32 protein-coding genes are annotated in these 19,525 nt (G+C 46.5%); 25 read left to right on the forward strand and 7 right to left on the reverse strand.

What is annotated here, in order from left to right; translation table 11 throughout:
• Positions 1 to 7: 7 nt before the first annotated feature.
• From rplP to rplQ, 20 genes are all read left to right on the forward strand, one after another.
• Entirely contained in the window at positions 8 to 418 is a 411-nt protein-coding gene (gene rplP, locus N5E87_RS01085) for a 50S ribosomal protein L16 (RefSeq protein WP_006083593.1), read from the forward strand.
• A complete protein-coding gene (rpmC, locus tag N5E87_RS01090) occupies positions 418 to 609 on the forward strand; it encodes a 50S ribosomal protein L29 (RefSeq protein ID WP_007644429.1) in 192 nt (63 codons plus the stop codon). The genes rplP and rpmC overlap by 1 nt, the downstream gene beginning before the upstream one ends.
• Positions 609 to 857, forward strand: a complete 249-nt coding sequence (gene rpsQ, locus N5E87_RS01095) for a 30S ribosomal protein S17 (RefSeq protein WP_011070622.1) — start codon at positions 609 to 611, stop codon at positions 855 to 857. The genes rpmC and rpsQ overlap by 1 nt, the downstream gene beginning before the upstream one ends.
• Positions 858 to 1,035: 178 nt before the next feature.
• Positions 1,036 to 1,404 (forward strand): 50S ribosomal protein L14, encoded by a 369-nt coding sequence (gene rplN, locus N5E87_RS01100; RefSeq protein ID WP_011715463.1) that lies wholly within the window; start codon positions 1,036 to 1,038, stop codon positions 1,402 to 1,404.
• 11 nt (positions 1,405 to 1,415) lie between these two features.
• Positions 1,416 to 1,730 carry a 50S ribosomal protein L24 gene (gene rplX, locus N5E87_RS01105; protein ID WP_011070623.1) on the forward strand — a complete coding sequence of 105 codons (315 nt, stop codon included), beginning with the start codon at positions 1,416 to 1,418 and terminating at the stop codon, positions 1,728 to 1,730.
• A gap of 12 nt (positions 1,731 to 1,742) precedes the next feature.
• The gene (rplE, locus tag N5E87_RS01110) at positions 1,743 to 2,282 is read left to right on the forward strand and encodes a 50S ribosomal protein L5 (RefSeq protein WP_011715464.1); all 540 of its coding nucleotides are present in this window, start codon (positions 1,743 to 1,745) and stop codon (positions 2,280 to 2,282) included.
• A gap of 10 nt (positions 2,283 to 2,292) precedes the next feature.
• Positions 2,293 to 2,598: a 30S ribosomal protein S14 gene (rpsN, locus tag N5E87_RS01115; protein ID WP_011715465.1), complete on the forward strand. Its 306-nt coding sequence runs from the start codon at positions 2,293 to 2,295 to the stop codon at positions 2,596 to 2,598.
• A gap of 24 nt (positions 2,599 to 2,622) precedes the next feature.
• A complete protein-coding gene (gene rpsH, locus N5E87_RS01120) occupies positions 2,623 to 3,015 on the forward strand; it encodes a 30S ribosomal protein S8 (protein ID WP_007644434.1) in 393 nt (130 codons plus the stop codon).
• Positions 3,016 to 3,025: 10 nt separating this feature from the next.
• Positions 3,026 to 3,559 carry a 50S ribosomal protein L6 gene (rplF, locus tag N5E87_RS01125; RefSeq protein WP_011715466.1) on the forward strand — a complete coding sequence of 178 codons (534 nt, stop codon included), beginning with the start codon at positions 3,026 to 3,028 and terminating at the stop codon, positions 3,557 to 3,559.
• Positions 3,560 to 3,569: 10 nt separating this feature from the next.
• On the forward strand, positions 3,570 to 3,920 hold the full coding sequence (rplR, locus tag N5E87_RS01130) for a 50S ribosomal protein L18 (RefSeq protein WP_086904166.1): 351 nt from the start codon (positions 3,570 to 3,572) through the stop codon (positions 3,918 to 3,920).
• A 12-nt stretch (positions 3,921 to 3,932) separates the two neighbouring features.
• On the forward strand, positions 3,933 to 4,436 hold the full coding sequence (rpsE, locus tag N5E87_RS01135) for a 30S ribosomal protein S5 (RefSeq protein WP_007644438.1): 504 nt from the start codon (positions 3,933 to 3,935) through the stop codon (positions 4,434 to 4,436).
• A gap of 6 nt (positions 4,437 to 4,442) precedes the next feature.
• Positions 4,443 to 4,625: a 50S ribosomal protein L30 gene (gene rpmD / locus N5E87_RS01140; protein WP_007644440.1), complete on the forward strand. Its 183-nt coding sequence runs from the start codon at positions 4,443 to 4,445 to the stop codon at positions 4,623 to 4,625.
• A 3-nt stretch (positions 4,626 to 4,628) separates the two neighbouring features.
• Positions 4,629 to 5,063 (forward strand): 50S ribosomal protein L15, encoded by a 435-nt coding sequence (gene rplO / locus N5E87_RS01145; protein ID WP_011070628.1) that lies wholly within the window; start codon positions 4,629 to 4,631, stop codon positions 5,061 to 5,063.
• 7 nt (positions 5,064 to 5,070) lie between these two features.
• Positions 5,071 to 6,411: a preprotein translocase subunit SecY gene (gene secY, locus N5E87_RS01150; protein ID WP_011621032.1), complete on the forward strand. Its 1,341-nt coding sequence runs from the start codon at positions 5,071 to 5,073 to the stop codon at positions 6,409 to 6,411.
• A gap of 21 nt (positions 6,412 to 6,432) precedes the next feature.
• Complete coding sequence (gene rpmJ, locus N5E87_RS01155) at positions 6,433 to 6,546, forward strand: 50S ribosomal protein L36 (RefSeq protein ID WP_006083579.1); 114 nt, start codon at positions 6,433 to 6,435, stop codon at positions 6,544 to 6,546.
• Positions 6,547 to 6,661: 115 nt separating this feature from the next.
• Entirely contained in the window at positions 6,662 to 7,018 is a 357-nt protein-coding gene (gene rpsM / locus N5E87_RS01160; protein ID WP_011070630.1) for a 30S ribosomal protein S13, read from the forward strand.
• 14 nt (positions 7,019 to 7,032) lie between these two features.
• The gene (gene rpsK, locus N5E87_RS01165; protein WP_006083577.1) at positions 7,033 to 7,425 is read left to right on the forward strand and encodes a 30S ribosomal protein S11; all 393 of its coding nucleotides are present in this window, start codon (positions 7,033 to 7,035) and stop codon (positions 7,423 to 7,425) included.
• 31 nt (positions 7,426 to 7,456) lie between these two features.
• Positions 7,457 to 8,077: a 30S ribosomal protein S4 gene (gene rpsD, locus N5E87_RS01170; protein ID WP_011715468.1), complete on the forward strand. Its 621-nt coding sequence runs from the start codon at positions 7,457 to 7,459 to the stop codon at positions 8,075 to 8,077.
• Between the two features lie 24 nt (positions 8,078 to 8,101).
• Positions 8,102 to 9,091: a DNA-directed RNA polymerase subunit alpha gene (gene rpoA / locus N5E87_RS01175; protein WP_011070632.1), complete on the forward strand. Its 990-nt coding sequence runs from the start codon at positions 8,102 to 8,104 to the stop codon at positions 9,089 to 9,091.
• A gap of 40 nt (positions 9,092 to 9,131) precedes the next feature.
• Complete coding sequence (gene rplQ / locus N5E87_RS01180) at positions 9,132 to 9,527, forward strand: 50S ribosomal protein L17 (protein WP_011621033.1); 396 nt, start codon at positions 9,132 to 9,134, stop codon at positions 9,525 to 9,527.
• A 64-nt stretch (positions 9,528 to 9,591) separates the two neighbouring features.
• On the opposite strand, the gene N5E87_RS01185 is transcribed toward rplQ, so the two are convergent.
• From N5E87_RS01185 to ccmA, 6 genes are all read right to left on the reverse strand, one after another.
• Positions 9,592 to 10,545: an ABC transporter substrate binding protein gene (locus N5E87_RS01185; RefSeq protein ID WP_279774925.1), complete on the reverse strand. Its 954-nt coding sequence runs from the start codon at positions 10,543 to 10,545 to the stop codon at positions 9,592 to 9,594.
• 165 nt (positions 10,546 to 10,710) lie between these two features.
• Positions 10,711 to 11,196 (reverse strand): cytochrome c maturation protein CcmE, encoded by a 486-nt coding sequence (gene ccmE / locus N5E87_RS01190; protein ID WP_011715470.1) that lies wholly within the window; start codon positions 11,194 to 11,196, stop codon positions 10,711 to 10,713.
• Complete coding sequence (ccmD, locus tag N5E87_RS01195; RefSeq protein ID WP_011621036.1) at positions 11,193 to 11,393, reverse strand: heme exporter protein CcmD; 201 nt, start codon at positions 11,391 to 11,393, stop codon at positions 11,193 to 11,195. The genes ccmE and ccmD overlap by 4 nt, the downstream gene beginning before the upstream one ends.
• Positions 11,393 to 12,139 carry a heme ABC transporter permease gene (locus N5E87_RS01200; protein WP_086904165.1) on the reverse strand — a complete coding sequence of 249 codons (747 nt, stop codon included), beginning with the start codon at positions 12,137 to 12,139 and terminating at the stop codon, positions 11,393 to 11,395. The genes ccmD and N5E87_RS01200 overlap by 1 nt, the downstream gene beginning before the upstream one ends.
• A gap of 1 nt (position 12,140) precedes the next feature.
• Positions 12,141 to 12,827 carry a heme exporter protein CcmB gene (gene ccmB, locus N5E87_RS01205; protein ID WP_011715472.1) on the reverse strand — a complete coding sequence of 229 codons (687 nt, stop codon included), beginning with the start codon at positions 12,825 to 12,827 and terminating at the stop codon, positions 12,141 to 12,143.
• An 11-nt stretch (positions 12,828 to 12,838) separates the two neighbouring features.
• Positions 12,839 to 13,489: a cytochrome c biogenesis heme-transporting ATPase CcmA gene (ccmA, locus tag N5E87_RS01210; protein ID WP_086904164.1), complete on the reverse strand. Its 651-nt coding sequence runs from the start codon at positions 13,487 to 13,489 to the stop codon at positions 12,839 to 12,841.
• A gap of 325 nt (positions 13,490 to 13,814) precedes the next feature.
• Between ccmA and N5E87_RS01215 the strand changes: the two genes are divergently transcribed.
• Positions 13,815 to 14,114, forward strand: coding sequence for a c-type cytochrome (locus N5E87_RS01215; protein ID WP_011621040.1), 300 nt, complete (start codon positions 13,815 to 13,817; stop codon positions 14,112 to 14,114).
• Positions 14,115 to 14,197: 83 nt separating this feature from the next.
• Here N5E87_RS01215 and ccmI read toward each other — a convergent pair whose 3' ends face one another.
• The gene (gene ccmI / locus N5E87_RS01220; RefSeq protein WP_279775835.1) at positions 14,198 to 15,445 is read right to left on the reverse strand and encodes a c-type cytochrome biogenesis protein CcmI; all 1,248 of its coding nucleotides are present in this window, start codon (positions 15,443 to 15,445) and stop codon (positions 14,198 to 14,200) included.
• Between the two features lie 399 nt (positions 15,446 to 15,844).
• Here ccmI and N5E87_RS01225 point away from each other — a divergent pair, with 399 nt between their 5' ends.
• The 4 genes from N5E87_RS01225 to N5E87_RS01240 are packed head-to-tail and all read left to right on the forward strand — an operon-like array spanning position 15,845 to position 19,444.
• Positions 15,845 to 17,824 (forward strand): heme lyase CcmF/NrfE family subunit, encoded by a 1,980-nt coding sequence (locus N5E87_RS01225; protein WP_011715475.1) that lies wholly within the window; start codon positions 15,845 to 15,847, stop codon positions 17,822 to 17,824.
• Positions 17,825 to 17,835: 11 nt separating this feature from the next.
• Positions 17,836 to 18,390, forward strand: a complete 555-nt coding sequence (locus N5E87_RS01230) for a DsbE family thiol:disulfide interchange protein (protein WP_011715476.1) — start codon at positions 17,836 to 17,838, stop codon at positions 18,388 to 18,390.
• The gene (nrfF, locus tag N5E87_RS01235; protein WP_086904162.1) at positions 18,387 to 18,866 is read left to right on the forward strand and encodes a heme lyase NrfEFG subunit NrfF; all 480 of its coding nucleotides are present in this window, start codon (positions 18,387 to 18,389) and stop codon (positions 18,864 to 18,866) included. Before N5E87_RS01230 ends, nrfF begins: the two co-directional genes overlap by 4 nt.
• On the forward strand, positions 18,863 to 19,444 hold the full coding sequence (locus N5E87_RS01240; RefSeq protein WP_086904161.1) for a TlpA disulfide reductase family protein: 582 nt from the start codon (positions 18,863 to 18,865) through the stop codon (positions 19,442 to 19,444). Before nrfF ends, N5E87_RS01240 begins: the two co-directional genes overlap by 4 nt.
• The last annotated feature ends 81 nt before the right edge of the window (positions 19,445 to 19,525 follow it).

Genomic DNA, 19,525 nt, shown 5'->3' on the forward strand with positions numbered 1-19,525 from the left:
GCCGGCAATGCTGCAACCTAAACGTATGAAGTTTCGCAAGATGTTCAAAGGCCGCAACCGCGGTCTAGCGAACGGTACCGAAGTTAGCTTTGGTACTTTTGGTCTGAAAGCAGTCGGCCGTGGTCGTTTAACTGCTCGTCAGATCGAATCTGCACGTCGTGCCATGACACGTCACATTAAGCGTCAGGGACAAATTTGGATTCGAGTTTTCCCGGACAAACCAATTACCTCTAAGCCTCTTGAAGTGCGTATGGGTAAAGGTAAAGGTAACGTTGAATACTGGGTATGTCAGATTCAACCTGGTAAGGTTCTTTATGAGATGAATGGTGTTTCTGAAGTGATCGCTCGTGAAGCGTTTGCTTTAGCTGCTGCCAAGCTTCCAATTAAGACTACCTTCGTAACTAAGACGGTGATGTAATGAAAGCGAGCGAACTAAGAGAAAAGAGCGTTGAAGAACTGAACGCTGAACTACTTGGTCTGCTGCGTGAGCAGTTCAACCTGCGTATGCAACACGCCACTGGTCAGTTGACTCAGACTCATCAACTGAAATTAGTGCGCCGTAACATTGCGCGCGTTAAGACCATTATTACTTCTAAGGCGGGTGCATAATGTCTGATAAAATCCGTACTTTGCAAGGTCGTGTGACAAGCAACAAAATGGATAAAACCATTACTGTAGCTATCGAACGCCAAGTGAAACACCCAATCTATGGGAAGTACATTAAGCGTACGACTAAGATCCATGCACACGATGAAGCTAATCAGTGCAACGAAGGCGATGTAGTAGCGATCCGCGAATGTCGTCCTCTGTCTAAGACTAAATCTTGGACTCTGGTTGAAGTAGTATCAAAGGCCTAATTATATTAGGTATTTAGGTAAACGGCTCCAGTATTTGGGGCCGTTTGTTTTTTAATACTATACATTCCATATTTATGGTGTTATATTTGCGCGCCATTTTTGACTAAATTCAAAGCAAAAATGGTGTTTATAGTCCCAATTGTGGGAATTGTGTAGTAACGATAGCGGAGCACTTAAAATGATCCAAATGCAATCGACTCTTGACGTCGCATGTAACAGCGGCGCACGCAGAGTTCAGTGTATTAAGGTCTTGGGTGGCTCTCATCGTCGTTATGCCGGTATCGGCGACATCATCAAGGTTTCTGTTAAAGAAGCAATTCCTCGCGCTAAAGCGAAGAAAGGTGATGTGTATAACGCGGTGGTAGTCCGTACTAAGAAAGGCGTACGTCGTCCAGACGGTTCTGTCATTCGCTTCGATCGGAATGCAGCAGTTCTTCTGAACAACAACCTGCAGCCGATTGGCACTCGTATCTTTGGACCAGTGACACGTGAATTGCGCTCTGAGCAGTTCATGAAGATTGTCTCGCTGGCACCAGAAGTACTGTAAGGAGCTTCAAAATGGCAGCTAAAATCCGTCGTCAAGACGAAGTAATCGTATTAGCAGGTAAAGACAAGGGCAAACGCGCTAAAGTTGCTCAAGTATTACCTACTGGTAAGTTAATTGTTGAAGGCATCAATCTTGTCAAGAAACACCAAAAGCCAAACCCACAACTGGGTGTAGCGGGTGGTATTGTTGAGAAAGAAGCACCGATTCAAGCATCAAATGTTGCGATCTTTAACCCTGTCACTGGCAAGGCGGATCGTGTTGGTTTCCGATTTGAAGACGGCAAAAAAGTTCGTTTCTTTAAATCGAACAGTGAACTCGTTAAGTAACTGGAGTAAACGATGGCGAAACTGCATGATAAATATCAAGAGACTGTTGTCGCTGAACTGACTAAAAAGTTCGGTTATACCAGTGTCATGCAAGTCCCTCGGATTGAGAAAATCACCCTGAACATGGGTGTTGGCGAAGCCGTTGCAGACAAAAAAGTTATGGAACATGCTGTTCGTGACATGACTGCAATCGCTGGTCAAAAACCAGTAGTGACTGTTGCTCGTAAATCAGTTGCTGGTTTTAAAATCCGTGAAGGCTACCCTATTGGCTGTAAAGTGACCCTGCGCGGTGAGCGTATGTGGGAATTCTTAGAGCGTTTAGTTGACATCGCAATCCCACGTATTCGTGACTTCCGTGGTCTGAGCGCTAAAGCGTTCGACGGCCGTGGTAACTACGCAATGGGCGTGCGTGAGCAGATCATTTTCCCAGAAATCGATTACGATAAAATCGATAAAATTCGCGGTATGGATATTGTTATCACTACCTCTGCGAATTCTGACGAAGAAGGTCGTGCTTTGTTAGACGCTTTTAACTTCCCATTCAAGAAATAAGGGTAGCGTAATGGCAAAAACATCAATGAAAGCACGTGAAGCAAAGCGTGCACAGCTCGTAGCTAAGTTCGCTGAAAAGCGCGCTGCTCTGAAAGCAATTATTGCAAGTCCAGCTTCTTCTGACGAAGACCGTTGGGACGCAGTATTAAAGCTGCAAGCTCTACCACGTGATTCCAGCGCATCGCGTCAACGCAATCGTTGTAATCAAACTGGTCGCCCACATGGTTTCCTGCGTAAGTTCGGTTTAAGCCGTATCAAGTTACGTGAAGCAACCATGCGTGGTGAAGTTCCTGGCCTGCGTAAGGCTAGCTGGTAAGCACTTGTCACGGAGTAAGCTAATATGAGCATGCAAGATCCTATTGCGGATATGTTAACCCGTATTCGTAACGGCCAAGCTGCTAACAAAGTATCTGTGAAGATGCCTTCTGCTAAGCTGAAAGTCGCTATCGCGAAACTGCTTAAAGAAGAAGGTTACATCGCTGATTACGCCGTAGCAGATGAAGCCAAGCCTGAACTGGAAATCACTTTAAAGTATTTCCAAGGCCAACCAGTCGTTGAGACTATCCAGCGCGTAAGCCGTCCTGGTCTTCGTATTTACAAAGGTAAAAACGAGTTACCAAAAGTGATGGGCGGACTGGGTGTCGCAATTGTGTCCACTTCTAAAGGCCTGATGACTGATCGTGCCGCCCGCCTTGCAGGCATGGGTGGCGAGGTTATCTGCTACGTAGCATAAGGAGCTAGGAATGTCTCGTGTAGCAAAAGCACCAGTATCTATTCCAGCTGGCGTAGAGGTGACCTTAAACGAACAGACCCTGACCGTCAAAGGCGCGAAAGGAAGTCTGACTCGAGTGATCAACAATGCGGTCAATGTTGTTATTGAAGATGGCGTGATCAAGTTCCTACCTGTTGAAGGCGCTGTTGGCGCTTGGGCACAGGCTGGTACCACACGTGCATTAGTAAACAACATGGTTGTTGGTGTATCTCAAGGTTTTGAGCGTAAGTTAAAGTTAGTTGGCGTTGGTTACCGTGCGAAGCTCGTCGGTTCTGACATTGACCTGACTTTAGGTTTCTCTCATCCGTTAGTACACAAACTGCCCGCAGGCGTTACTGCAGAGTGTCCAAGCCAAACTGACATCGTCCTACGTGGCGTTGATAAGCAGTTAATTGGCCAAGTCGCTGCTGAGATTCGCGGATACCGTCCACCAGAGCCATACAAAGGCAAGGGTGTTCGCTATGACGACGAAGAAGTACGCCGTAAAGAGGCTAAGAAGAAGTAGGTAACGCGATATGGATAAGAAAACATCTCGCTTACGTCGCGCTATTCGCGCTCGTAAGAAGATCCAAGAGCTGGGCGTGAACCGTCTGGTTGTACATCGTACACCGCGTCACATTTATGCTCAGGTGATCAATCCTGAAGCTCAGGTGGTGGCAGCTGCTTCAACCGTGGAAAAAGCGGTTAAAGAGCAACTGAAGAGTACCGGTAACGTAGACGCGGCTAAAGCAGTAGGTAAATTTATTGCTGAACGCGCGATCGAGAAAGGCGTAACTAATGTTGCGTTCGATCGTTCTGGTTTCAAGTATCACGGTCGTGTAGCTGCTCTGGCAGATGCTGCTCGTGAAGCTGGCCTCCAGTTCTAAGGGGTTATAAAAATGGCTAAATTAGAAGCTCAGCAAAAAGACGATCTGCAAGAGAAATTAATTGCAGTTAATCGTGTTTCTAAAGTAGTTAAGGGCGGTCGTATCTTTAGCTTCACTGCACTAACAGTAGTGGGTGATGGTAACGGTAAGGTCGGCTATGGCTATGGTAAAGCGCGCGAAGTTCCAGCAGCGATTCAAAAAGCTATGGAAAAAGCCCGTCGTAACATGGTGACCGTTGAGTTGAATGCAGGCACTCTGCATCACCCAGTTAAAGGTCGTCATACTGGTTCACGTGTATACATGCAACCAGCATCACAGGGTACCGGTATTATCGCCGGTGGCGCAATGCGTGCCGTATTGGAAGTAGCAGGCGTTCATAACGTTCTGTCAAAAGCATACGGTTCTACTAACCCGATCAACATCGTTCGCGCGACTGTAGATGCTCTGGTGCACATGAAGTCACCTTCGCAAATCGCAGCTAAGCGTGGCCTGAATGTTGACGAAATTCGGGGGTAATGCACCATGGCAACTAAAACTGTAAAAGTTACTCAGACTAAAAGTGCTATCGGTCGTTTACCAAAGCACCGTGCGACCTTAACTGGTCTTGGTCTGCGTCGCATTGGTCACACTGTTGAATTAGAAGATACTCCTTCAGTTCGCGGTATGATCAACAAGGTCTACTACATGGTTAAGGTGGAGGATTAATAGATGCGTTTAAATACTCTATCTCCAGCTGCAGGCGCTAAGCATGCACCAAAGCGTGTAGGCCGTGGTATGGGTTCAGGCTTAGGTAAAACTGCAGGTCGTGGTCACAAAGGCCAAAAATCTCGTAGCGGTGGCGGTGTACGCCCAGGCTTCGAGGGTGGTCAAATGCCACTTAAGATCCGTTTACCTAAATTTGGTTTTACCTCGCGTCGCGCTATGGTAACAGCTGAAGTTCGTGTACTCGAACTGGCTAAAGTTAACGGTGATGTTATCGACTTAAACGCTCTGAAAGATGCGAACGTTATTACTCGCAACATCCAGTTTGCGAAAATCGTTCTTTCAGGTACCATTGAGCGCCCAGTGACCGTAAAAGGTCTGAAGGTAACCAAAGGTGCACGTGCAGCGATTGAAGCTGCTGGCGGTAAGATCGAGGAATAATACGTCGATGGCAAAACCAGGACTTGATTTAAAAAGCGCGAAAGGTGGACTTTCTGAATTGAAAGCTCGCCTCCTGTTCGTGATTGGTGCGATTATCGTCTTTAGAGCCGGTTCGTTTGTGCCAATTCCTGGTATTGACGCAGCTGTATTAGCAGAGCTGTTTGCTCAGCAAAAAGGTACCATCCTTGGCATGTTTAACATGTTCTCGGGTGGTGCTCTTTCCCGTGCTTCTATCTTTGCATTAGGTATCATGCCGTACATTTCGGCATCGATTATCATGCAGTTATTGACTGTGGTGCATCCTGCACTCGCTGAATTGAAAAAAGAAGGCGAGTCTGGACGTAAAAAAATCAGTCAGTACACACGTTGGGGTACGTTGGTGCTGGGTACATTCCAGTCGATCGGTATTGCAACAGGGTTACCAAACTTAGTCCCAGGCCTAGTGGTCAACATTGGATTCGGTTTCTACTTTGTTGCGGTTGTGAGCTTAGTAACAGGAACCATGTTCCTGATGTGGCTAGGTGAGCAAATTACCGAACGAGGTATAGGTAACGGTATCTCGATTTTAATTTTCGCAGGTATTGTTGCTGGATTACCTTCCGCTATCGGCCAAACGGCTGAGCAGGCGCGTCAAGGTGACCTGAATGTGTTAGTATTGTTGTTGCTCGCGGTAATTATTTTTGCTGTGACTTATTTCGTGGTGTTTGTAGAACGTGGTCAACGTCGTATCGTTGTTAACTACGCTAAGCGCCAGCAAGGCCGTAAGGTATTCGCTGCGCAATCTACTCACTTGCCGCTGAAAATAAACATGGCGGGTGTAATTCCTCCAATTTTTGCGTCAAGCATCATTTTGTTCCCAGGCACACTGGCTCAGTGGTTTGGTCAAAATGAGTCTATGTCATGGTTAAGTGATTTTTCACTGGCCGTGTCACCAGGACAACCGCTTTACTCATTATTGTATGCAGCAGCGATTATCTTCTTCTGTTTCTTCTATACTGCGTTGGTATTTAACCCACGTGAAACAGCAGATAACCTGAAGAAGAGTGGTGCATTCATCCCTGGGATCCGTCCTGGAGAACAGACTTCGCGTTACATTGATAAAGTAATGACTCGCCTGACATTAGCTGGCGCGTTATACATTACCTTTATCTGTTTAATTCCGGAGTTCATGTTAATTGCGTGGAAAGTACAGTTCTATTTTGGCGGTACTTCACTACTAATTATGGTAGTCGTAATCATGGACTTCATGGCTCAGGTTCAGACCCATATGATGTCACATCAGTATGAGTCTGTGATGAAGAAAGCTAACCTAGTAAACAAAGCGAACTTAGATCGCTTTGGTCGCTAAGTAGCTTTACGGAGTGATGAAATGAAAGTTCGAGCTTCCGTGAAGAAGATCTGCCGTAACTGCAAGATCGTCAAGCGTAGTGGCGTTGTACGCGTTATCTGTGTTGAACCAAAACACAAACAGCGTCAAGGCTAATAGAAAAATTGTTCAGCCCAGTGTTGGGCTGAACAAAATATTGTTTGCAAATCTGTCAACTGTCGAGTATCCTTTCGGGCTTTTCGCAGTTGGCCTTTAACTTAAGGAGTGCATAGTGGCCCGTATCGCTGGCATTAACATTCCTGATCAAAAGCATACAGTCATCGCATTGACTGCAATTTTCGGCATCGGCCGTACTCGCGCTAGAGCAATCTGCGCAGCTACGTCAATTGCTGAAACTGCTAAGATCAAGGAATTGAGCGAAGCTCAAATCGACACCCTACGCGAAGAAGTTGCCAAATACTTAGTAGAAGGTGACTTACGTCGTGAGATTTCCATGAACATCAAGCGTCTGATGGACCTTGGTTGCTATCGTGGTCTCCGCCATCGTCGTAGCCTGCCTCTTCGTGGGCAACGTACTAAGACCAATGCGCGTACGCGTAAAGGTCCACGTAAACCAATCAAGAAGTAACGGGAAGGTAGACAATGGCTAAAGTTCCGTCACGTTCTCCGCGTAAGCGCGTACGTAAACAGGTTGCAGATGGCATGGCTCATATCCATGCTTCTTTCAACAACACAATTGTCACCATTACAGATCGTCAAGGTAATGCGTTGTCATGGGCTACTTCAGGTGGTTCAGGTTTCCGTGGTTCACGTAAATCTACGCCATTTGCTGCACAGGTAGCTGCTGAGCGTGCAGGTGCTGCTGCTCAAGACTACGGTTTAAAAAACCTTGAAGTGTTTGTGAAGGGTCCAGGTCCAGGTCGTGAATCAGCCATTCGTGCGCTGAACGCTGTTGGTTATAAAATTACCAACATTACCGATGTGACGCCGATCCCTCATAATGGTTGTCGTCCTCCTAAAAAGCGTCGTGTATAACGCGTTTCATTAGGATAGTTGGAGAAAGATCATGGCAAGATACTTGGGTCCCAAGCTCAAGCTCAGCCGCCGAGAAGGTACTGACCTTTTCTTAAAAAGCGGTGTGAGAGCAATCGATTCAAAGTGTAAACTGGAATCTGCACCAGGACAGCATGGCGCTCGTAAGCCACGTCTGTCAGAGTACGGTTTACAGTTACGCGAAAAACAAAAAGTTCGTCGTATTTACGGTGTGTTAGAAAAGCAATTCCGTAACTACTACAAAGAGGCTGCACGTCTGAAAGGCAACACTGGTGAGAACCTGTTGCAACTTTTAGAAACTCGTTTAGATAACGTTGTTTATCGTATGGGTTTCGGTGCGACTCGTGCAGAATCACGTCAGCTAGTAAGCCATAAATCAATTATGGTTAACGGTCGTGTTGTTAACATTCCGTCATTCAAAGTGTCTGCGAATGATGTTGTAAGCATCCGTGAAAAGTCACGCACTCAAGCTCGTATCAAAGCGGCTTTAGAAGTGGCAGCTCAACGCGAGAAGCCTACATGGGTTGAAGTCGACAGCGCGAAAATGGAAGGTGCTTTCAAGCGTATTCCAGAACGTAGCGATTTGTCTGCGGAAATTAACGAACAGCTGATCGTCGAGCTTTACTCTAAGTAAGGCTAACAAACAAGAGAGGACACAATGCAGGGTTCTGTTACAGAATTTCTTAAACCGCGTCTCGTTGATATCGAGCAGGTTAACTCAACACGTGCCAAGGTTACTTTGGAACCGCTTGAGCGTGGTTTCGGCCACACTTTAGGTAACGCGTTGCGTCGCATCCTATTGTCGTCTATGCCCGGCTGCGCGGTTACCGAAGTCGAGATTGACGGCGTACTGCACGAATACAGCAGTAAGGAAGGCGTACAAGAAGATATCCTTGAAATCTTGCTGAACCTGAAAGGGTTAGCAGTGACTATCGAGGGTAAAGACGAGGCTATGCTTACATTAAGCAAGTCCGGCGCAGGCCCTGTCATCGCAGCAGATATCACGCATGATGGTGATGTCACTATCGTGAATCCTGATCATGTTATCTGTCATTTAACAGGTAACAATGATATCAGCATGCGTATTCGCGTTGAGCGTGGTCGTGGTTATGTGCCAGCATCTGCTCGTGCACAGACTGAAGACGATGATCGCCCAATCGGCCGTTTGCTGGTTGATGCTTCTTTCTCGCCAGTTGCACGTATTGCCTACAATGTAGAAGCAGCTCGTGTTGAACAGCGTACTGACTTGGATAAACTTGTTATCGATATGACCACTAACGGTACTATCGATCCTGAGGAAGCTATCCGTCGTTCTGCAACCATCTTAGCTGAACAGCTGGATGCGTTTGTTGAGCTGCGCGACGTGACTGAGCCAGAAATGAAAGAAGAGAAGCCGGAGTTCGATCCGATTCTGTTGCGTCCTGTCGACGATTTAGAGCTAACTGTACGTTCGGCTAACTGTTTGAAAGCCGAAGCGATTCATTACATCGGAGATCTGGTACAGCGTACTGAAGTTGAGTTGCTGAAAACCCCTAACTTAGGTAAGAAGTCTCTTACTGAAATTAAGGACGTTTTAGCTTCTCGCGGACTGTCGTTAGGTATGCGTCTGGAAAACTGGCCTCCAGCTAGTTTAGCAGACGACCTATAAGTCTCAGGTTTGTACAGATTTAGGTTATAAGGATTAGGTCATGCGCCATCGTAAGAGTGGTCGTCAACTTAACCGCAACAGCAGCCACCGCCAAGCTATGTTCCGTAACATGGCAAGCTCACTGGTTCGTCATGAGATCATCAAGACAACCGTAGCTAAAGCGAAAGAACTGCGTCGCGTAGTTGAGCCTCTGATAACACTTGCTAAGAGTGACAGCGTTGCAAACCGTCGTTTAGCGTTTGCACGTACTCGCGACGCTGAAGTCGTAGGTAAGTTATTCACTGAATTGGGTCCACGTTACCAGGAACGTCCTGGTGGCTACACCCGTATCCTTAAGTGCGGTTTACGTGCTGGTGATAAAGCCCCAATGGCTTACATCGAGCTAGTAGGTCGTCCAGAAGCTGCTCAAGCTGTTGAAGTTGAAGCTGCTGAGTAATTAAGGCTACAAAGATTGAAAAACCGGGCTCTAAGCCCGGTTTTTTGTTTTTAGCACATCTTAGTTAATCTACCCAAGTCGTTTGTTTCTCAATTTCCTTTGGCAGTTTGAGTTGCCATCTCTTTATCGCTGCACGGCTAAATCGATATTGGCCAAGATCATCTGTAATAGGGAAGATGTTCTCAGGCTTTTCTCCTGCAAGTATTCTAAGGGCCATGTTGGCTGCGATTGAGCCATGATGATAGCCATCGAGCACATAGCCACCTAGATTGCCATTGGCATAGATGCTAAATCCCCAAAAGCCGAAATTCGGCACGTGTGTGTGGTTGGTAATCCATTCGAGTAAGTTATCGGCATCCACTGATTGATCGTCTTCATCTCTGACAGCGTGATACAGCGCCACCACAATTGCACTATAACCATTATCCTTTGCTGCTCTGACTTGTTGTTGCCACTCTGCTAATTGGGTTAGTTGGAGAATGTGAACTTCGATATCACTTAACATGCTCGATGGTTGCTTACTGATGTACTCGGCCGCGATTTTCGAAGTATTGCTGCCATCGAAGAGCACTAGGATTTTACGATGCTTGGCTTGTGGCAATAATCTCTCGAGTAACAGTAAGGAACGCTTGAGTAACGGGCGCTCTAGCACGCCTGTGAAGCGCTTATGCTCATTTAAATGGTATTCCCGAGGATTTATATTCACCCCGAGATAAACCACGGGAATTTGGCTGCTATTGAGGCGTTGATGGAGATAATGAACGGCGTTGTCATCGGCAAGGATCACGAGTTGTGGTTGTTGCTCCACAATGAACTGCCAAGCCAGTTCTGTACGCTCGGCGTAGCGCTCTTTAGCTAAACGCTTGGTGTCCATCTCAAAGTGGCTAACTTGATGTTGTGGGGCCAGTTTATCGACAATGGCTTGATAGTATTCTTTATCCCACTGATAGCCTTGATGGTAACTTTCGATAACCACCACTTTAGCAGCGTAGAGCATCAGCGGGTGACTGTTGAGCATTAGGAGTAGCAACAGTCGCCATCTTTTGTTAAATGGCTTAATCACATTCATAGACAGCGTCCTGCCGGAATACTGTCTTGAGTATAGTTCAGCCGTTAATTGTGAATGGACAATAAAAAAGCCTCCGAAGAGGCTCTTTGTTTATCAACATTTACAGCATGGCGATTATTGCGCCGCCGATTTTTGCTGGCTGTAATCTAACTTCTCATGCTTTTGGCCCATGGCTTCGGCCACTTCTGGCGGCATGTAATTTTCATCATGCTTCGCCAGTACTTCGGTTGCGGCCAATTTGCCGTCTTCACCTAATACGCCTTGTGCCACAATACCTTGGCCTTCACGGAACAGATCCGGCAGCAGATCGTCATAGGTCACGAGAATTTCGCCACCTAATGAGTCATGCACGGCAAACTGCACGTGCAGGCTGTTTGGATCGCGCACCATAGAACCAACCGTTACCATACCACCTACGCGAATACGTTGGCCCGCTTCGGGTTTAACACCGGTATCGGTTTTACCGTGTACGATCTCCGACGGTGTATAGAATAAGTTTAAGTTGGAGTTCAGCGCATACAGCAGAAGCGAAGCAATCGCGGCTACGCCACCGATTAATGCTACAGCTAACGTCAGTCTCTTTTTGCGTCTTGGGTTCACGATTTGGTACTCCTAGTCTCTTTAAGGCGTTCTTCGCGGTTCATCTTCTTCGCGATTTCAATCAATACTTTGCGCTTTTGGCGCGCACTAGTGATGATCAGCGTCGATAAACAGAAGAAGGTCACGCCATAGGCAAGCCACACATAAAAGGCATAGCCACCCATGTTGAAAAAATCACTGATAGAATCGAATTGCATTATTTGACCTCCTCAGCTTTAGCAAGTTCACGTACCCAAGGGCGCATGCCGTTTCTTGCTAAGATTTCTGCTCTAAATCTCACAATTGTGATAGCCCCTATCATAAGGCCGAAACCTAAAATATTGATTAAAAGTGGGTATAACATTTCGCTCGACATAGTCGATTTAGAGGTAATTTTGATAGTTGATGGTTGATGCAGTGAACTCCACCATTCAACCGAGTATTTGATGATCGGAATGTTGATCACGCCGACGATCGCTAAGATCCCTGCTGCACGTGCTGCTAGCACTTTGTCTTCGAAGGAAGCATAGAGCGAGATCACACCTAAGTAGAGGAATAGCAGGACTAATTCAGACGTTAGACGTGCATCCCATACCCACCAAGTACCCCACATGGGTTTACCCCAAGTCGCGCCAGTAAAGAGGGCGATAAAGGTAATCACGGCGCCAATCGGTGCAATGGATGCGGCGGCCCAATCGGCCAGTTTAATTTGCCATACGAGGCCGATAAATGCGGCTGTCGCCATACCCATGTAGGCGGCCATTGACATTGAGGCTGCCGGGACATGGATAAAGATAATCCGGTAGCTGTCGCCCTGTTGATAATCTGTTGGAGCAAACATTAATCCCCATACCGTGCCGACGGTAATAAAAAGACAGGCTAAGGTGGCAAACCATGGAAATAATGTTCCTGATAATTTATAAGCGCGCTCAGGATCCGCGTAAGGGTGTAACCATTTCCACATTTTAGTTAGTACTCACTCGCAGAGATGCACCAATTGCAAAGGGTGCTAAGGTTAACGAACCGATCAACATGGCGCCAATTATAGCGAGCTGACCATCATAGGGTAAATTCATTCCTGCAGCATCTATGGCGCTGGTCGCGAAAATCAGCACAGGAATATAAAGTGGTAAAATAAGCAGACTCAGTAACACGCCGCCTTTACGCAGACCCACGGTTAGGGCCACACCAATTGCGCCTAAGAGGGATAATACTGGCGTGCCTAGTGCGAGTGTTGCAATCAGCGCACCATAACTGTTGGCGTCTAAATTGAGCAGCACCGCCAGCAGGGGCGCGATAATAATCAGTGGTACACCAGTCAGTAGCCAGTGGGCTAATACTTTGGCCAATACCAATACCGAGAGTGGCTGTGGGCTGAGTAGCATTTGCTCTAAGCTGCCATCGCTAAAGTCGGCTTTAAATAGGCGCTCGAGTGAAAGCATAGACGCGAGTAATGCCGCAACCCAAATAATCCCTGGAGCAATACGGGCTAGCATTTGTGGTTCAGGACCAATCCCCAAAGGGAATAGAGTCACAACCATGATGAAGAATAACAAGGGATTAAAGATATCGCCGCGGTGACGAATGGCGATTTTTAGATCCCGCTGCAGTAATGTTAAAAACGCTTGGGTAAAGCTGATGCCTCTTTTCATTATGCCAAACCTTATACGAAGCGATAATCTAGACGAATTTTACGAAGCCTATCATCTTTGATAATGCCCATATCTTGGTGAGTGGTGAGGATCACGCAGCCACCATTATCCGCATGTTGAATAAATAACTGTTCAAGCTCTTCGACACCTCTTTTATCGATTGCGGTAAAAGGCTCATCGAGGATCCACACTTTACAGTCATTGTGCCAGAGTCTGGCTAGTGCTGTACGGCGGTGTTGACCAGCGGATAAATGCCCGGCGAGTGCTTCCTCAAACCCGGCTAAATTCACTTTAGCGAGAATGGCGGAAGTATCGAAATCATCATAGCCACTGATTCTTAAATTGAAGTTAAGGTTTTCTTCGGCGGTTAATTCGGATTTCACCCCGGCAAGATGGCCTAAATACAATAGGTCTTCGTTATATTCGTCGCGGCAACGGTTAATATCTTCATTGAGATAAAAAGTTTGCCCAGCGTAGGGGCGAGATAAGCCTGCCAATATACGTAATAAACTGGTTTTGCCGGCGCCATTTGGGCCTTCGATCTGGACGATATCGCCAGCATTAATATCAAAACTTAATTCATCAAACAGGATGCGTTCTTCGCGGATACATGTCAGCTTGCTCGCCGATACCAGTGTGTTTACTGAAGTTATATTTGTCACTGAACCCTCTATCTCAAGCCGGAAGGAAACACAAGTGATTCTAACACAAACGATATTGCGGGGTTTACACTTGCTTAATACTAGATGTCAGCAATTTGATGTGGTTCCAATAACCGCAATATTTCTCGAACTAATCGAACTTTTTTAATACTTGCTAATATATTAACGAATTTGTCACGCTTGTCGCCTTATATCATTTGTGCTGAGATTCTAATCACAAAAAGATGAGATTTATTGAAGTTTGTAGTAATCTTAGTTCGCTATAATGAGTCTGCCTCAAAGGGCAGCGAGAGCTTTGTACGTATTTGCATTAGGAACATTGAACATGAAAAAACTGTTAGCAATGACTGCAGTCGCTGCTTTGACTATGTCAGTCAACGTTTCAGCTCAAGATGCTGAAGCTATTTTCAACAAGGCATGTACCGTATGCCACAGCATGGGTGTTGCTGGTGCTCCAAAGGCGCACAACGCTGCTGAGTGGGAACCACGCTTAGCAAAAGGTATGGACACTCTGTTACACAGTGTAAAAACTGGCTTAAACGCAATGCCACCAGGTGGTATGTGTACTGATTGTACTGACGAAGATTACAAAGCAGCTATCGAGTTTATGTCTAAAGCTCAGTAATTTTTGCAGTGTTAAAAAAACCGGCATCAGCCGGTTTTTTTATGTCTGCGCTAAGCCGAGGCTTAGCGCTAGGTGCGGATAACTTATTGTACTTGGGTATCTAATACTAAGCTTGCAGTATCACCCACATTCACTTTGCTGACCTTGCCTTGAATATCACCTGCTTGAGGTTTGATATTGCCATGTTTAGACAACACCGCGATCACTTCAACACTCGCAGTTTGGCTCAGTTTCACATCGCCACCCATACCAGTGCTGTCATCGAGTGTCACTGTTACCGGTAAAGATTTTGCGCTCACCTTAGTTGCCGCTAATGGTACTTTAGGACCTTCGGTCGCACGGGCGAAGACGAAGATAATGTCATCAGGGCCAGCTTGTGCGGCCAGTTCAGGTGAAATTGAAATCGCAATACTTACAGACTTAGTCGCAACTTTTGCCTGCTTGTGGACATCATCGTTAGGCATGCCAGCGGTTTCGCCTTGCATACGCAGGTTTGCCGTTTCAATGGCATTCATCAGCGCGGCGCGGTCTACATCGGTGCGGTCGCTATTGAGAATGGTTTGCCATGAATCAATGGCTTTTTGATAGTTGGCGGTGAAGAAAGCATCCATACCCACGAGCAGTAAGGTTGATGGATCCTGTGGATCTAACGCTAAAGATTCATCAATTAAAGCTTGAATTTGCGGAGTCATTTGCTGACCCGCTTTATAGTACATAGCTGTTGCTTTTGGACCAATTAATTCAGCGTGTTTACCGACTAATTCCATCACCTTATCGAAGGCTGCAACGGCTTTATCGAATTGGTTAGCAGAGATATAAGCGTGACCTAGGCTGAACCAAGCTTGGCTGTTTTCAGGCTCGGCTTGTACTTGTGCCTCCATCATCTGTACGCGTTGTGCCATGATTTGCGCCGCGTCCATACCCGCATGTGGGTTAGCAGGTTGGGTGTTGCCGATATTCTCAAAGGCACCCAAGTGCTGATAGAGGTAACCTGAAATCGCAATCAAGCAGACCGACATGACCGATGGCCATAAAATGCTCTTAGGTTTGATCTGGTTGACGAGTGAATCATCGCTCGCTTGTTTGATGTCTTGGAGCAGGCTGATTTCTAGCTCTTTCTTCAGTGCATCAAATTCAGCTTGGTCGAGCAGTTCTTCATTGAGTTCTTTCTCAAGAGTGGCAAGACGTTCATTGAACAATTCAAGGTTAGTTTGTCTGCGAACGCCGGCTTCTTCAGTGCGTAACAACTTTTGCTGTCTGAAATGCGGGATCCAGATCAGCGTTAAGCTGACCAACACAACAAGCGCAATAAAAATCCAAAATGTCGTCATTGTTTCTATATTCACTTTAGTTTGCATAAAAGCGGTTGTTACCGCCGGCTTGGAAGCAAGATTATACGTAAAGATTATTCATTGAACAGTAATATAAGACCTTCAACGCAGTGAAAACTGAGAGTTGGGCACTGGTTCACAAATTGATCCATCAGGTAAATTTTGTATGAAACTTAAGGCTCATTTATCTGTCACATGCAAAACTGTAGGCCTGTGATGGCTCCATTTCGACAAAAATCGAGAATGAGACAAGTCACCCAGTTTTGTATGAAAGAGGCAGACAGGAACAATAGCAAATACTAAAATGAACAAAATTTCGTGCATTTGTGTGAACAGCATGTTGTGCGTTGGTCTAGAGTCTTTCTAAATCAACATATTATTAGAGACTGAGGAAAACCCATGATCCCAGAACTTGGACACTTTTCGCTGATTATAGGAGTGGCATTCGCCTTCTTATTAGTCAGCGTTCCCCTTATAGGTGTTGCCCGTAAAGACCAATATCTAGTGAGGTATGCTTGGCCGTTAACCTACGGAATGTTCTTTTTTATCGCTTTATCCGTAGTATCTCTTGGTTACAGCTTCGCCGTTGATGACTTCTCCGTTGCCTATGTGGCACATCACTCGAACTCCCAGTTACCTATCTTCTTTAAGATTGCGGCCGTATGGGGCGGTCATGAAGGGTCACTGCTGTTCTGGGTGTTTGCGCTATCGACCTGGGCGGCTTCGGTTGCCTTATTCAGTAAAGGCTTAGAAGAAGTGTTCACCGCTAGGGTTTTAGCTGTACTGGCGCTGATCGTGATTGGCTTTAGCTTATTTATGCTACTCACCTCTAGCCCATTTGAACGCCTATTCCCAATGCCAGCCGAAGGTCGTGACTTAAACCCAATGCTGCAGGACGTGGGCTTAATCTTCCATCCACCTATGCTGTACTTAGGTTATGTGGGCTTCTCGGTGAGCTTCGCGTTTGCGATTGCCGCTCTCATGAGTGGTCACCTTGACTCTGCATGGGCACGTTGGTCACGTCCTTGGACCTTAGCCGCTTGGATTTTCCTCACAGGCGGTATTGCATTAGGTTCTTGGTGGGCATACTACGAATTAGGCTGGGGCGGCTGGTGGTTCTGGGATCCCGTAGAAAACGCTTCCTTTATGCCTTGGTTAGTAGGTACTGCATTAGTTCACTCGCTGATCGTGACCGAAAAACGTGGTGCGTTCCGTAACTGGACCGTATTACTGTCTATCTTCGCGTTCTCTTTAAGCTTACTCGGTACCTTTATCGTGCGTTCTGGTGTATTGACCTCTGTACACTCCTTCGCAGCCGATCCAAGCCGCGGTATGTTCATTCTGTTACTGCTGGGTCTTGCGATTGGTGGTTCACTCACGCTGTTCGCCTTCCGCGCCAGTGAAATGAGCAGCCCTGCACGTTTCGAGCTGAAATCAAAAGAAACCATGCTGTTAGTCTGTAACGTGTTACTCACGGTTGCAGCGGGTACTGTGTTGTTAGGAACTCTATATCCACTGCTGATCGATGCCTTAGGCATGGGTAAGATTTCTGTTGGACCTCCATACTTCAATGCTGTGTTTGTGCCTATCGTCCTCGTACTGTTTGGCTTTATGGGTGTCGGTCCAATCATCCGCTGGAAGAAATCCAAAGCCGGTGAGCTCAAACGTCAATTACTGGTACCTGCATTAGTCTCTGCAGCGATTGGTATCGTGACACCGTTTATTGTGGATGGTGCGTTCAACGCTTGGGTTGCCTGTGGTATCGCCGCTGCGTCTTGGATTGTGTTAGCGACGGCAAGAGCCGCGTATAACATCGTTAAGCCAAAAGAAGGCGAAGTGAGCGTGGCACGTATGGGCCGCAGCGAACTAGGGATGATCTTAGCCCACTTAGGTATTGCCGTGTCGGTGATTGGTGCCACTATGGTATCGAACTACTCGGTTGAGAAGAGTGTGCGTATGGGCCCTGGCGTGAGCCAAGAGCTTGCGGGTTATACCTTTAAGTATCTCGAGACTAAGAACGTCGTCGGTCCTAACTACACCGCGCAACAAGGTCAAATTGAGATCTACAAAGGCGATAAACTGCTGACGTTACTCAAGCCTGATCGTCGCCAATACAATGTGCGTACTATGGACATGACCGAAGCGGGTATCGATTGGGGTCTGTTCCGTGACTTATATGTCACCATGGGCGACCCAATCAGCAGCACCGAATTTGCTGTGCGTTTGAACTACAAGCCATTTGTTCGTTGGTTATGGTTTGGAGCAATATTCATGATGGTCGGTGGTTTCTTTGCCGCATCGGATAAACGCTATCGCTCAAAAGTGGCCGCTACGGTTAAGCCACAAGCTGAAAAAGCGAAATTAGCTACCGCGCAATAGTTGGGGAATATATGAAGAAGTTGGTTCTGTTTATCCCATTAGTCATCTTTCTTGGCATGGGGGTATTTTTATACAAAGGATTGTTTTTAAATCCACAGAAACTGGATTCAGCTCTGGAAGGAAAGCCGATCCCGGCTTTCCAACTGGAACGTCTCGAAACACCAAGCGAGATGATTACCAATGAGCAACTGAAAGGCAAAGTCTCACTACTCAACGTATGGGCTACTTGGTGTCCATCTTGTAAGTATGAGCATCCTTTCTTAGTCATGCTGAAACGCCAAAATATTCTGCCTATCTACGGGATTAACTATCGCGACGAGCGTATTCCCGCATTGGAAGAATTAAAACGTCAAGGCGATCCGTACCATACCAACATCTTCGATAAGGATGGCCGTTTAGGATTAGATCTCGGGGTTTATGGTGCGCCAGAAAGCTTTATTGTCGATCATAAAGGCATCATTCGTTTCCGTTACGCGGGTCCAATCGACCAGCGCGTATGGAGCGAAACTTTGTACCCCATGATCCAACAACTACAAGCTGAAGCGGCGAAGGATGGTGCAGCGTGAGAACACTGACAAAAATCATCGGTGGTTTAGTGTTGTTGCTGAGTATGGTAACAACGGCGATGGCGACACCCGTCGACACCTACGAGTTTAAATCGCCAGAAAACCAAAAACGTGGTCTATCGCTGGCCCATGAACTGCGTTGTCCGCAATGTCAAAACCAAAACCTGATCGACTCTAACTCACCCGTTGCCCGAGATCTGCGTCTTGAAGTCTACAAGATGGTCGACGAAGGTAAGGGCGATGATGAGATCATCGAGTTTATGACGAGCCGCTATGGTGAGTTCGTTCTCTACAAACCTAAAATGGAAACCAAAACCTATATTCTTTGGTTAGGTCCAGTGGGTTTGTTGCTGCTCGGTCTTATCATTGGCTTCATCTTTATCCGCAAGCAACGTATCGGTGGCAGCACTGAGGCCGAGATCAGCGCCGAAGATCAAAAAGCGCTCGATGCTTTATTAAAGCGTGATACTAAATGAAGTCATTTGCCTTAGCTGCAATCCTTGCGAGTCTGTCTGTTGCCTTTGCTGGTGGTGCCCAAGCGTACCCCGGCATGCAGCAGGCAAATAAGCCGATAGAGTCGACAGTCGACCTGATTAACGTTTTACCCAAGACTTATCCTATCGAGCCAGTTGCCTTTAGTGATGTCGATGGTAAGGCTGTCGATTTCAGCCAATACAAAGGCAAAGTCGTAATGGTGAACATGTGGGCGACTTGGTGTCCTCCCTGTGTCAGAGAGTTACCTGCGATTGAACGCTTGGCGACAAAGTTCAAAGCGGAAGAGTTTGCACTATTACCTATCTCTATCGATGCGGATGGCAAACAGCAGGTTCAGCCATTTCTAACCTCATTAGGAATGGCGAACTTTAATTCCTACTATGATCCCCAGCAAAACCTCGGGCAGGTGTTTCCGTTAGATACTATCCCCGCGACCTTTATTCTCGATCAAAACGGTCAATTGATCGCGTTTGTGCGATCATTTGTCGACTGGGATGACGCAAAAGCCGTATCGCTAATCCAAGGTTTTATCGATAAAGGCGCGAAAAAGCTGAATTAAGCAGCAGATTGAGTGTAAATAGAACGCCATTGTAGAAAAGATCGCCATGCGATCTTTTTTCTTTTAAAAAGCCCTTGCACA

The sequence above is a fragment of the Shewanella sp. GD03713 genome (genome assembly GCF_029843705.1).
GTDB lineage: Bacteria > Pseudomonadota > Gammaproteobacteria > Enterobacterales > Shewanellaceae > Shewanella.